Annotated in this window: 12 protein-coding genes; 5 read left to right on the top strand and 7 right to left on the bottom strand. The window is 68.4% G+C overall.

Annotated features, from left to right (window positions below; genetic code table 11):
* The 3 genes from M4D77_RS21675 to M4D77_RS21665 form a co-directional block, all read right to left on the bottom strand.
* Positions 1-1,497, bottom strand: a 1,497-nt coding sequence (locus M4D77_RS21675) for an aldehyde dehydrogenase (RefSeq protein WP_078112990.1), incomplete at its 3' end; no start/stop codon positions are given.
* A 129-nt stretch (positions 1,498-1,626) separates the two neighbouring features.
* Positions 1,627-2,262, bottom strand: a complete 636-nt coding sequence (locus M4D77_RS21670) for an LON peptidase substrate-binding domain-containing protein (protein ID WP_176455922.1) — start codon at positions 2,260-2,262, stop codon at positions 1,627-1,629.
* A 54-nt stretch (positions 2,263-2,316) separates the two neighbouring features.
* On the bottom strand, positions 2,317-2,625 hold the full coding sequence (locus M4D77_RS21665; protein ID WP_035717146.1) for an antibiotic biosynthesis monooxygenase: 309 nt from the start codon (positions 2,623-2,625) through the stop codon (positions 2,317-2,319).
* Positions 2,626-2,736: 111 nt separating this feature from the next.
* On the opposite strand from M4D77_RS21665, the gene M4D77_RS21660 reads away from it, so the two are divergent.
* Positions 2,737-3,567: an alpha/beta fold hydrolase gene (locus M4D77_RS21660; RefSeq protein WP_078113067.1), complete on the top strand. Its 831-nt coding sequence runs from the start codon at positions 2,737-2,739 to the stop codon at positions 3,565-3,567.
* Between the two features lie 69 nt (positions 3,568-3,636).
* Here the strand turns inward: M4D77_RS21660 and M4D77_RS21655 are convergent, their stop codons facing one another.
* Together M4D77_RS21655 and M4D77_RS21650 are read right to left on the bottom strand one after the other, a co-directional pair.
* A complete protein-coding gene (locus M4D77_RS21655) occupies positions 3,637-4,599 on the bottom strand; it encodes a hypothetical protein (RefSeq protein WP_065629168.1) in 963 nt (320 codons plus the stop codon).
* 163 nt (positions 4,600-4,762) lie between these two features.
* Positions 4,763-5,659: an A/G-specific adenine glycosylase gene (locus M4D77_RS21650; RefSeq protein ID WP_055475233.1), complete on the bottom strand. Its 897-nt coding sequence runs from the start codon at positions 5,657-5,659 to the stop codon at positions 4,763-4,765.
* Between M4D77_RS21650 and M4D77_RS21645 the strand changes: the two genes are divergently transcribed.
* From M4D77_RS21645 to M4D77_RS21635, 3 genes are all read left to right on the top strand, one after another.
* Positions 5,658-6,308 (top strand): carbonic anhydrase, encoded by a 651-nt coding sequence (locus tag M4D77_RS21645; RefSeq protein ID WP_055475232.1) that lies wholly within the window; start codon positions 5,658-5,660, stop codon positions 6,306-6,308. The genes M4D77_RS21650 and M4D77_RS21645 overlap by 2 nt on opposite strands.
* A gap of 133 nt (positions 6,309-6,441) precedes the next feature.
* Complete coding sequence (locus M4D77_RS21640) at positions 6,442-7,212, top strand: hypothetical protein (RefSeq protein WP_055475267.1); 771 nt, start codon at positions 6,442-6,444, stop codon at positions 7,210-7,212.
* 187 nt (positions 7,213-7,399) lie between these two features.
* Complete coding sequence (locus M4D77_RS21635) at positions 7,400-8,479, top strand: alpha/beta hydrolase-fold protein (RefSeq protein WP_311199335.1); 1,080 nt, start codon at positions 7,400-7,402, stop codon at positions 8,477-8,479.
* Positions 8,480-8,532: 53 nt separating this feature from the next.
* Here M4D77_RS21635 and disA read toward each other — a convergent pair whose 3' ends face one another.
* The gene (disA, locus tag M4D77_RS21630; protein WP_055475230.1) at positions 8,533-9,618 is read right to left on the bottom strand and encodes a DNA integrity scanning diadenylate cyclase DisA; all 1,086 of its coding nucleotides are present in this window, start codon (positions 9,616-9,618) and stop codon (positions 8,533-8,535) included.
* Between the two features lie 106 nt (positions 9,619-9,724).
* On the opposite strand from disA, the gene M4D77_RS21625 reads away from it, so the two are divergent.
* On the top strand, positions 9,725-10,273 hold the full coding sequence (locus M4D77_RS21625; protein ID WP_055475229.1) for a PaaI family thioesterase: 549 nt from the start codon (positions 9,725-9,727) through the stop codon (positions 10,271-10,273).
* Positions 10,274-10,295: 22 nt separating this feature from the next.
* Here M4D77_RS21625 and radA read toward each other — a convergent pair whose 3' ends face one another.
* On the bottom strand, positions 10,296-11,675 hold the full coding sequence (radA, locus tag M4D77_RS21620) for a DNA repair protein RadA (RefSeq protein ID WP_055475228.1): 1,380 nt from the start codon (positions 11,673-11,675) through the stop codon (positions 10,296-10,298).
* Positions 11,676-11,712: the final 37 nt, after the last annotated feature.

Here is an 11,712-nt window from a genome sequence, read left to right as displayed (position 1 = left end):
ACCCGTGGACACCTCGTATCCCATCGGCAGCATCGTCGACTTGTGCTCGAGGAAGGACTCGAGACCTTCTCGGCCGTTCTCACGGCCGATGCCCGAGTTCTTGTAACCGCCGAACGGTGACTCGGGATCGATGGCGTACCAATTGATCCCGAAGGTGCCGGTGCGGATCTTGGTGGAGATCTCGATACCGCGCTCGACGTCGTTCGTCCACACCGTGCCGGCGAGTCCGTAGCTCGAGTCGTTGGCGATGGCGATGGCCTCGTCGACGTCGTCGTAGGCGATCACCGACAGCACGGGCCCGAAGATCTCCTCCTGCGCGATGGCCATGTCGTTGGTGACGCCGGTGAAGATCGTGGGGGTGAGGAAGTAACCGGAGTCGAGTCCGGCGGGCCGCTCGCTCTCGAGAACCGCGGTGGCGCCGGCCTTCTTGCCGAGTTCGACATACTCCTCGACCTTGTTCCGCTGGTTCTCGGTGATCAGCGGTCCGAGCTGGGCCTCCGGATCGGACGGCAGCCCGACCTTCATCGCCTTCGCGGCCTCGACCATCGCGGCCACGATCTCGTCCTGTCGGCTGCGCGGCACCAGGATTCGCGTCTGCGCGACGCATGCCTGGCCCGTGTTGAACAGGCCGAGGAACGTCAGCATGAAAGCGTTCGCGGCGAGGTCGACGTCATCGAGGACGATGGCGGCCGACTTGCCGCCCAGCTCGAGCGAACACCGCTTGAGGGTCTGGGCGCAGGCGGCGCCGATCGCCTTGCCGGCCGCGGTCGAACCGGTGAAGGTGATCTTGTCGACGTCGGGATGCGCGACGAGCGCCTGCCCGGTGTCGGTGCCACCGGTGACCACCGAGATCGCCTCGGCGGGAACGCCCGCCTCGATGAACAGCTGCGCGACGTAGTTGCCGGTCATGGGGGTCTCGGGTGCGGGTTTGAGCACCACCGAGCAGCCCGCGGCCAGTGCGGCACCCATCTTGTTGCAGGTGATGAACAGCGGGACGTTCCAGGCGCAGATCGCGCCGACGACGCCCACCGGTTCGCGGGTGATGCGGGTGGTGCCGAACAGGCCGGTGCGGTATTCCTCCCACTGGTAGTCACGGGCCGCGTTGGCGTAGGCGCGCAGGACGCCGGTGCCGGGGAGCTGTTGGAGGGTGCTGATCGCGCTCGGCGGCGCGCCCATCTCGGCGGATACGAGCGCGGTGATCTCGTCGCCCCGCTCGTCGATCAGATCAGCGACCTTCGCGATGATGTCGGCGCGCTGTGCGGGCGGCGTCGAACTCCAGACCCCGGAGTCGAAGGCCGCGCGCGCCGCGCGGACCGCGGCGTCGACGTCGGTGGCATCGGCGAGCGGTACCGAACCGACGCGCTCACCGGTGGCGGGGGAGTGGACCTCGAGGGTCTCGGTGGAATGGGGATCGGCCCATCGGCCGCCGATGAGCAACTGGGGTTGATCGCCCCCGCCGATGAGGGTGGCGGGTTGGGACTCCACGGTCTCGGTCATTACGCGTGTGCTCCTCAGAGGACGGGGCCCTGCCCGGGCGAGGGCGGCCGACAGCCGCCGATGGACAGGTGTGAACTACGGCACACGCAATACTAGAACACGTTCTAACTCTGATGCCAGGGGTGGTCGTCAGGAACTGCCGAAGGCCACCCGGGCCTCCATCCCCTGCAGCACGTCGTGGAGGATCTCGATCTGGTCGGACGGGTCCTCGGCCTCGAGGAGTCGTTGCTGGTCATGCGGTTGTCCCGCCGTCTGCGCCGCCCACCGGTGGATGGGCGAGAGGTCTGCGGCCCGGGGATCGGAGTCGATGAGCGCGAAGGCGGCGATGATCGGCTCGGGGTCCTCGCCGGCGGCGCGGAACTTTCGCCGGATCAGCTCGCGGTGTCGTTCGGCGAGGTCGCGCAGACGGGCCAGATCGGAGCGGCTCGGGGTCCGTTCGGGCAACACCGTGATGCGGGCGCGGGGATATGGATCGTCGGGCAGCCACTCCTCGACCCGGAACCGGCGACGGCCGATTGCGGTCAGCGCCGCGCGGCCGTCCGGCAGCCGGCCGGTGATCTCGGCGTGTGCCAAGGTGCCGACCCGGCAGCGTGATTCGCCGCCGCCGACCTCGGAACCGCGCTCGATGAGTACCACGCCGAATCTGACCGTGGGCGGGTCGGTCGAGGTGTCGGCATGGTCGTCCAGCATCTGCCGATAGCGTGGCTCGAAGATGCGCAACGGCAGTTCCGCGCTCGGCACCAGGGCGGTGCCGAGCGGGAACATGGGCGCGACGAGCGTTTCGCCCGCCGCCGGTTCAGAGGTCAGGGCGTGCTCGTCTCAGGACTTGGGTCGCGCGTCGAGCACGACCTCGAACTCGAGCAGATCCGCACCCGAGGCGACCGGCTTCGCGCGCTCACCGGAGTGCGCCTCGCGGGCCGGACCCGCCGACCAGGCCTGGAAGTCCTCTTCGGACTCCCACTCGGTGACGACGAAGTAGCGGTCGTCACCCTTGACCGGACGCAGCAACTGGAATCCGAGGAACCCCTTGGACCCGTCGACCGAGTGGGCGCGATTGGCGAACCGCTTCTCCAGTTCGGGGCCCGCGCCCTCGGGGACGGAGATGGCATTGATCTTCACAACAGACATGCGTCCACCATAGGCGCTGCGCGGGGCCGGTCGTCTGGGGAACGACGACACGGCGGTCGGGCCCCGTGCCGGTCGTCGGTGGCACTGCGGTTCTGCGACTACAGTTCTGGCATGTTCGACGGTGAGGTTCCGCAGGAGACCGGACTTCGCGACCACAGTGGTCCCGAAGTCGCGGACGACGCGAACGGATCGTCGGCCACAGTCGAGCGCGCGGCGCCGCCCATCGTGTTGCTGCACGGCCTGATGGGCCGCGGACGGACATGGCGCCGCCAGGTCCCGTGGCTGCGCCGGTACGGCCGGGTGTTCACCTACGACGCCGCGTTCCACACCGGCGCCGACGCCGAAGAACCCTGCGACGGCGGCGAACTCGCGACGGAGCGGTTCGTCGCCGACCTCGCCGAGGTCCTCACCTGGATCGACCGCGGGCCTGCGGTCCTCATCGGGCATTCGATGGGAGCCCTGCACGCCTGGTGCGCGGCGGCGGAGTACCCCGAACTCGTCGCGGCACTGGTCGTCGAGGACATGGCCCCCGACTTCCGCGGCCGGACCACCACGAGCTGGACCCCGTGGTTCGAGTCCTGGCCGGACCGATTCGCCTCCGAGGCCGAAGCCGTCGAGATGTTCGGGCCGGTGGCCGGCCGCTACTTCTTCGAGGCCTTCGACGACGGCCGGTTACACGGCCGGATTCCGTTGTGGACCGCGATCGCCGAGGAATGGGGCCGACGCGACTTCTGGACGCAATGGCGTTCGGTCGACGTGCCGGCGCTGCTGATCGAGGCCGAGCACGGGGTCACCCCGCCGGGGCAGATGCGGACGATGTGCGCGGTCAACGACCACGCCCGATACCTCCGCGTGCCGGGTGCCGGACATCTGATCCACGACGACGCGCCGCATGTCTATCGCGGTGCGGTGGAGGCATTTCTGTCCGGCCTCGACCGCTGAGGCTGCTGCGCAACGTAATTCGGGGCGTACACGACGAATCGTGTACGCCCCGAGAAGGAACGGGTGGCGTCAGGCCGGGTCGGCCGGCGCGATGGGCGCGCCGTTGAGCCGGCGCCAGCAGTGCACCAGGAACAACTGGGCCACCGGAGCCGCGACGATGAGTCCCACGTAGCAGAGGAGCACACCGACGAGGTTGATGGCGTAGGTGACCAGCAGGGTCAGGATCGAGTCGCCGACCTTCGACTTGGTCAACTCGAAGGACGCCTTCATCGCGTTGATCGGCGACAGACTCTTGTCGATGGTCGCGACCACCGAGAACATCAGGAAGAACATCGCGATGATGCCCGGGATGATGCACAGCGCGTAGCCGATACCCGTGATGAGGCCGACGAGGATCGCGGTTCCGATGACCGGCCCGAAGCGGATCGGGGTCAGGAACGACTTCGCCGTCACCGGTTCGCCGTTGGCCACCCGGACCGCGCCCGAGATGATGCTCGCCTGGATGTAGAGGAGGCCCAGGATGAAAACGAGGTACACCAGGCCGAGGAGGATGCCGCCGCCGAGGCCGAGCGACGTCTCCTCGTAGTAGAAGCCATTGCCGTAGTCGACGGTCTCGGTGGTGCCGAAGATCGACACCGCGGAGAACCCCACCGCGATGAGTGCTGCGCCCAACAGGAACACCGCGAGGCCCGGCAGGATCATCGCGCCGACGTTGTTCTTGAATTTGCCGAAGGCCCACGAGAACGCGGTGCCCACGTCGATCTTGCCCGAATCTCCCGGCGCGCCGTAGGGATCCGGGGCTCCGGGATAGGCCCCGGCGTCACCGTACTGCGGCCCGCCCGGAGGCGGCGGAGGCGGGGCCTGGCCGTACTGCGGCTGCGGCGGCGGCTGCTGGCCGTACGGCGGTTGCTGGGGAGGCTGCTGCCCGTACTGCGGCGGCTGCTGCCCGTATTGGGGCGGCTGCTGCCCGGGGAAGCCGCCCGGTTGCTGCGGGTCCGGCGGCGGGACAGGGGGATACGGCGGCTGACTCATGGATCGGGACATTAGCAACGATCCGGGCGTGGTGGGAGACTATCTCCGAACGATCAAACGACTGGTCAATGAACCCGGCACGGATTATGAGGTCTGTCGGCACCGGCTCGAGCGGAGTTCCGGTACAGCCGTCTCGGAGCCGTTCGGCGGAGTCCCGGCGGAGCTATGCCTCGCCGGCGAGGCAGTAGCGTCCGCTTGCGGTGATCTCCACGAGCCCGTCGACGAGCAGCGAATCCAGGGCCCGGTCGCGCTGGGCGGTGTCGGAGGTCCACACGACGTCGAGTGCGGCGCGGTCGACGGCGCCGCTCGTGTTGCGCAGGACATCGAGGAGCAGCCCGCGCACCTGACGGTCGGTGCCGGCGAACTTCTGCACCCGGCGCGGCGGTCCGGAGTGCGTCGGCCGGCCGAGGCCGACCCAGGTGCAACCGTCGACGAGAGGGCACATGTCGCACTTGGGGTTTCGAGCCGTGCAGACGAGCGCGCCGAGTTCCATCAGCGCCGCCGAGAAGCGTGGTGCCGACGCGGCGTAGGTGCCGTCGACGGACCGGGGGAGCAGCGCCTGCGCGTCGGCGAGATCCCGCCGCGACGGATTCGCCGGTTGTTCGCGCCCGTGAACCGCGCGGACGATGACCCGCCGGACGTTGGTGTCGACCACCGGCACGGCCTGTCCATAGGCGAAGCACGCGACCGCCCGTGCGGTGTAGTCCCCGATACCGGGCAGTCCCAGCATGGTCTCGACATCCTCGGGAACCCGATCGCCGTGGTCGGCGGCAAGCACCTTGGCGCACTCGTGAAGGCGGAGCGCGCGTCGGGGGTAGCCGAGCTTGCCCCACGCCCGCAGGACCTCCCCGGCCGGTTCGACCGCCATCGCCGAGGGGGCCGGCCACCGCCGGACCCACTCCCGCCAGGGTTCGACCACCCGGGACACCGGCGTCTGCTGCAACATGATCTCGCTGATGAGGATCTGCCAGCCGCTACACGACGGGTCACGCCACGGAAGATCCCGTTCATGCATATCGAACCAACCGAGCAGATGGCCCGATGGCACACTATTGGGCATGACCGCAACGACACCACGGCAGGCCTGGCGCATCCTGCGCGACGGCAACAACCGATTTGTGACAGGTGAATCTCAGCATCCCAGCCAGGGTATCGAGGACCGGGCGCGACTCGCCGGGGGCCAGCATCCGCACGTCGCGCTCTTCGGTTGCGCCGACTCGCGGCTGGCGGCCGAGATCATCTTCGACCAGGGCCTCGGCGACATGTTCGTCGTCCGCACGGCCGGTCAGGTCATCGACTCGGCAGTCCTCGGTTCGCTCGAGTACGCCGTCGAGGTGTTGCAGGTGCCGCTCATCGTGATCCTCGGGCACGACAGCTGCGGCGCGGTGAAGGCCACCCTCGACGCGCTCGACGACAACCAGATCCCCGGCGGTTACATCCGCGATGTCGTGGAACGGGTCACCCCCAGCATCCTCGCCGGCCGTAGCGAGGGCCTGACACGAGTCGACGAGTTCGAGGCCCGCCATGTGGTGGAGACCGGGCAGCTGCTCATGCAGCGCAGCCGGATCATCGCCGACCGGATCAGTACCGGCCGCCTGGCGATCGTCGGCCTGACCTACCAGCTCAGCGAGGGGCAGGTGAACGTCCAGGGCGTGTACGGGGACATCGGTGAACGCCCGGCGCCCACCGCGGTGGCCGAGTCTGCCTGACGTCGTATTCGTCTCCGCATGCGGTGGACCTGAAGGCGAACTCTAGACTTTGCCTGCTCGGGACCGCTTTCCCGCTGCGACACGCCGCACGTGATGAACCAGAAGTCAAGACCCGGCCGTTAGCGTTGTGGTCGTGATCGAACCCCAGGGCCCGCTGCCACCCGAGATCTACTGGCGACGCCGCGTCGTCGCCGCGGGTGGTGCGCTGGTCGTGGTCGGTCTGGTCGTAGCACTGATCGTGTGGATGACGTCGGGAAGCGGGGATCCGCAGAACACCGCAGCCACCGCGAGCGTGTCGTCGAGCTCATCGGCGTCGTCGACGACATCCGCGCCGCCCGCGTCGGAACCGCAGGCGGGTGGCGCCTCCGGTGAACCGGATGCGGGGGGCGGCGCCGGCGGCGGGGCGGGTGCTCCGGCGGGGCCGCCCGCGGGGTCCGCGACCCCGGTCGAATCGACAAGTCCAGCAGGCGTTCCCGGAGCGGCCGGCGGGCCGGCCCTGTGCCCGGATCAGGCGATCTCGGTGGTCCTCTACACCGACAAGCCCACCTACACGATCGGACAGAACCCGGTGTTCACCATCGTGACCACCAACGCGGGACTGTCCGAGTGCACCCGCGACGTCGGCAAGGCCGTGCAGAACGTCATCGTCCGCACCCTGGACGGCACCCGGACGCTGTGGTCGGCGCGCGACTGCTCGCCGCTGAACACCGTCAACAACGTGGTGCTCAAGCCTGCGCAGCAGGTCAAGGACACGATCACCTGGTCGGGCACCACCAGCAGCCCCGGTTGCGAGCGCCCGCGGACCCAGGTGCCCGCCGGCTCCTACTCCGCCATCGGCAAGATCGGCGAACGCGAATCGTTCCCGATCACGTTCAACATGGTCGCCCCGGCCCAACAGCCCTGAGCGACGGTCACGTTCGCCGGGCCAGGCGACTAGTCGTAGCGCTCGATGCTGGTCTCGGCCAGGCGGGTACCGCGAACTATTCGTTCGCTAGGTAAAGTACCGACTCGTTGAGTATCAATGATGAGATCTCCTACCTCGGTCTCGTCTGGCGGGGAGGTCTTTCATCCGAGTCGGATTCAAGGCGTTCATGCGTCGCTGTGTGGTTGCCGCGGGCGTTGCGGTGACGTGCGCATCATCAGCGCTGGTGTGGGGCAGCGGGCCCGCAGTGGCATCCGACCCGGAGATGCTCAGGGCTGACGCGGGTTGCGTCTGGAGAACGCCGGCCGAGCGCGCTCAGAACCTACAGACTTGTACCTTCGACTCGACTGCGCTCGGGCGAGAGGCCACGGTCCAGATCCGAGCCGCAGACACACGAGAGCGCCAGGCAGGGCGCGGAATCTACTTCCTGGACGGATTGGGGTCGAATCCGGAGTTCAGTACGTGGACAGCGGAGCCTGAAACCGTCGCTGCCTACGATTCCGTCAACACTCTCGTCTTTCCGGCCGGTGGTGCAGGTGAGTGGATGACAGACTGGGAGAAAGCGCCCACCGGTCAGTCGATTCCGCCGCAATGGAGCTCGTTCATCGGGGTCGAACTGCCGAAGTATCTGCAGCGGAACTTCGATGTGCCGAGATCGGGCAACGGCATCGTCGGGGTATCGATGTCCGCGGGTCCGGCGATCGTCCTTGCGCTGGACCATCCAACGGTGTTCAAAGTGGCCCGTTCCTACTCCGGCTACTATCCGACTGACAACCCGCTCGGGTGGTTGGGAATACCTGCCATCCAGCGTGAGCGTGCCGACATCGAGAACGGACGCACCGCGATGTGGGGAGACCCTGAGGCGCCGGGTAACCGCTGGGCACAGAACGACGTCCTGTCCCGTATCGGCGAAGTCGCGCGAACTCGCCAGACCGTGATTGTTTCCTCCGGGAACGGAATTCCGACCAGCAATGAACTCCGCGAAGCCAACCAGGTCCTTCAGGAACGATTGGCTGCTGATCCCGGATCGGGTCCGAAGCTCGTGCAGCAGGCGGCAACCGCGCTAGCTCTGGGAGTTGCGCTGGAGTCTGGCGCTATGTTCTCGACGGTGGCCCTCCAGGCCGTATCGACACGTCTCGGACTGCCGATCTCGTTCAACTATCGGAACGGCGGACACAACTGGTATGCGTGGTCGGCGGACGCGAACGATGACGCGCAGATGATCGAACGAGCACTGCTGTCCAACTAGCGGCCTCGCGGCCGTTGCCGTGATCGAGGTACCAGTCGCCCGAATACGCGCGATCAGTCGTAGCGCTCGATGCTGGTCTCGGCCAGGCGGGACAGTCCCTCACGGATGTGGCGGGCCCAGATGCTGCCGATACCCTCGACCGCCTGCAGATCGGCCGACGAGCTCGCGAGCAGCGCCTGTAGGGTCCCGAAGCTGCGCACGAGCCGGTCCACGTGGGCGAACTGCAGCCGCGAGATCCGGGCGAGCAGACGGTAACCGCGGGGACTCATCGCCGTGTCCTGGGCCTCGATCGTCGTCGGGTACCCGAAGGCCCCGGCGAGCAGGGTGAGGTCGAGAAGGTCTGCGTCGCTGAGGTTCTCGACGACCTCGAGCGCCTGGCGGACATCCTCGGCGGTCGCCGGCTCGGGGCTGGCGTAGTAGTCGCGGACGAGCAGTTCGCGCATGGTGTCGTTGTCGCTGATCAGCTCCTCGAGCTGCAGGCTGACCTGCCGGCCGTTCACACCGAGTTCGAGGACGTACTCCTCGATCTCGGCCGACACACGACGGACCATCTCCATGCGCTGGGCGGTCGACATCGCGTCGCGCAGCAGCACGTAGTCCTCGATCTCCGCGCGCGACAGCGCCGAGATCACCTCGTCGAGCCGGGCCTTGTACCGCTCGAGGGTGGCCAGCGCGACGTTGGCGCGGGACAGGATCGGGTCCGGGCTCTCGACGACCCGGCGGGCGCCGTCGACGTAGACGCTCACGATCGACATCGACGCGCTCACCGAGATGACCGGATGCCCGGTCTGGATGGCGGTCCGCTCCGCCGCGCGGTGACGGGTGCCCGACTCCTCGGTCGGGATGGAGGGATCGGGGACCAGCTGGACGTTGGCCCGCACGATGCGCTTGCCGTCGGTGGAGAGCACGACTGCGCCGTCCATCTTGGCGAGCTCGCGCAGTCGCGTCGGCGCGAACTCCACGTCGAGGTGGAAACCGCCGTCGCAGATCTTCTCGACGTCGGAGTCGTGCCCCAGCACGATGAGGGCGCCGGTGCCGCCTCGCAGGATGCGTTCGAGGCCGTCACGAAGCGGCGTGCCGGGCGCGACGCGCGCCACCGTGTCGCGCGTCAGCTCGGATCTGACCACCTCGGCAACCATGACTTCCCTCCAGTGACCCGTCCGTCCCCGCGGGGACGGCGCCCACCCGCGCCGGGCCGGATGCCAGCGACATCGGCCGTTCTGATGGTGACTAGGGTACCGGGGTGTGAAGAGCAGCAGTTTCGTGGTGCCCGACGACCTGGACGAGGTGGAACGCCACCCGAAGGCGGCCAAGCCGGGCGAACCCGTCCGCATGCACAACCCGACCTGCTACGGCTGCGGACCGGACTCCCCGCAGGGCCTGCATCTGGTGGTGCATGCGGGTGAGGGGTTCACCGTCGACGCGTCGATGGAGGTCGAGACCCGGATGGAGGGCGGCCCCGGCGTCATCCACGGCGGCATCCTGAGCACCGCGTTCGACGAGGTGATGGGCACGATCCCGCTCCTGATCGGGCCCTCCGGGGTGACGGTGCATCTCGAGGTGGATTACATCCGGCCCATCCCGGTGGGCTCGACGCTGCAGTTCACCGGCACCTTGCTGGGCCGACAGCGCCGCAAAATCTTCACCGAGGCGGTCGCCCACATCGGTAATCCGGACGAGCCGGTGGCCAGCGCACACGCGATCTTCGTGACGATCGATGTGCGGAAGCACTTCGCCGCCCATGTCGAGAAGAGCGCCCGGGCGGAGGAGTACAAACGCCGGATGTACCCCTAGGCGTAGCGGCCAGGGGGACGGGTCAGAAGGGCGCGTCCACCGGATCGGCGTCGCGGAGACCGACGGCGTCGCCGAGGTTCGCCACACGCAGGATCCGGATGCCCGTCGGCAGTTCCTCGTCGGTGGCCGCGGGGATGATCGCCTCCCGGAAGCCGAGTCGCTTCGCCTCGGCGAGTCGGCGCGCGACGGCCGAGACACGACGGACCTCACCGCCGAGCCCGACCTCGCCGACGACCACCGTCGACTGCGGGATCGGCTGGTTCTTCACCGTGGAGTACACAGCGAGCGCGATCGCGAGATCGGCGGCCGGCTCGGTCACGCGCATGCCGCCCACCGTGGATAGATACACCTCGCTCTTCGCGATCTGTTTCAGACCCCCGCGTGCCTGCAGGACCGCGAGCACCATCGAGACGCGGTTCATGTCCAGGCCGGAGACCGCCCGGCGCGGAATGTTCATCTCGGTGCCGTTCGCCAGCGCCTGGACCTCGCCCACCAGTGCGCGTTTGCCGTCCATGGTCACCAGGGTCGCGCTGCCGCTCACATCCGAATCACGTTGATGCAGAAAGATTCCGGAGGGATCCGGGACCTGATGGATGCCGTCGTCGCGCTGTTCGAAACACCCCACCTCGTCGGCCGCACCGAACCGGTTCTTGACACCGCGGACCATGCGTAGCGTCGAGTGCCGGTCACCCTCGAACGCGAGTACGACGTCGACGAGGTGCTCCAGCGACCGCGGCCCGGCGACCGCGCCCTCCTTGGTGACGTGGCCGACGAGGATGACCGCGACCCCGCGGTTCTTGGCGAGCGAGACCAGTGCGGTCGTGACCGCCCGGATCTGGGTCACGCCGCCGGTGACGCCGTCGGCCCCGGAGGCGACGAGGGTCTGTACCGAGTCGACGATCATGAGTGACGGCGCGACGGAGTCGACGTGGCCGAGGATCGTCGCGAGGTCGGTCTCGGCGGCCAGGTAGACGTTCGGGTGCACCGCGCCGGTGCGCTCGGCCCGCATGCGGACCTGCCCGGCAGATTCCTCGCCGGTGATGTAGAGCGCCGTGCGGTCCTGTGCCGCCCAGTGTTTGACGGCTTCGAGCAGCAGCGTCGACTTGCCGACGCCGGGCTCACCGGCCAGCAGGATGACCGAGCCCGGGACGACGCCGCGGCCCAGCACCCGGTCGAGCTCGCCGATGCCCGTGGGGATCGCGGCGGACGATTCGGCGTCGACCTCGGTGATGCGCAGAGCGGGGCTCGACGGTGCGACCGCCGCGGTCGAGCGCGCCGACGGTGCCGGCCCGGCCACCTCGCCGATGGTGCCCCATTCGCCGCACTCGGGGCAGCGGCCCACCCACTTGGGCACCTGATGGCCACACGCGGTGCAGCGGAAGGACGTCTTGGTTCTGGCCACCCGGTCAGCCTAGGTGGCGGGGCCGACAGAACGAGCG

Origin of the sequence: Gordonia sp. p3-SID1431 (assembly GCF_025143765.1) — a bacterium.
GTDB classification, from domain to species: domain Bacteria; phylum Actinomycetota; class Actinomycetes; order Mycobacteriales; family Mycobacteriaceae; genus Gordonia; species Gordonia hongkongensis.
Note: the sequence above shows the minus strand (reverse complement) of the source record. Positions and strands in the feature narration are given on the sequence as shown.

What these genes read in the sequence shown, in the direction of transcription:
- M4D77_RS21670 (WP_176455922.1), bottom strand. Translation starts at nt 2,262, where the DNA reads ATGTTCCCGCTCGGCACCGCCCTGGTGCCGAGCGCGGAACTGCCGTTG.
- M4D77_RS21665 (WP_035717146.1), bottom strand. Translation starts at nt 2,625, where the DNA reads ATGTCTGTTGTGAAGATCAATGCCATCTCCGTCCCCGAGGGCGCGGGC.
- M4D77_RS21660 (WP_078113067.1), top strand. Translation starts at nt 2,737, where the DNA reads ATGTTCGACGGTGAGGTTCCGCAGGAGACCGGACTTCGCGACCACAGT.
- M4D77_RS21655 (WP_065629168.1), bottom strand. Translation starts at nt 4,599, where the DNA reads ATGAGTCAGCCGCCGTATCCCCCTGTCCCGCCGCCGGACCCGCAGCAA.
- M4D77_RS21645 (WP_055475232.1), top strand. Translation starts at nt 5,658, where the DNA reads ATGACCGCAACGACACCACGGCAGGCCTGGCGCATCCTGCGCGACGGC.
- M4D77_RS21650 (WP_055475233.1), bottom strand. Translation starts at nt 5,659, where the DNA reads ATGCCCAATAGTGTGCCATCGGGCCATCTGCTCGGTTGGTTCGATATG.
- M4D77_RS21635 (WP_311199335.1), top strand. Translation starts at nt 7,400, where the DNA reads ATGCGTCGCTGTGTGGTTGCCGCGGGCGTTGCGGTGACGTGCGCATCA.
- disA (WP_055475230.1), bottom strand. Translation starts at nt 9,618, where the DNA reads ATGGTTGCCGAGGTGGTCAGATCCGAGCTGACGCGCGACACGGTGGCG.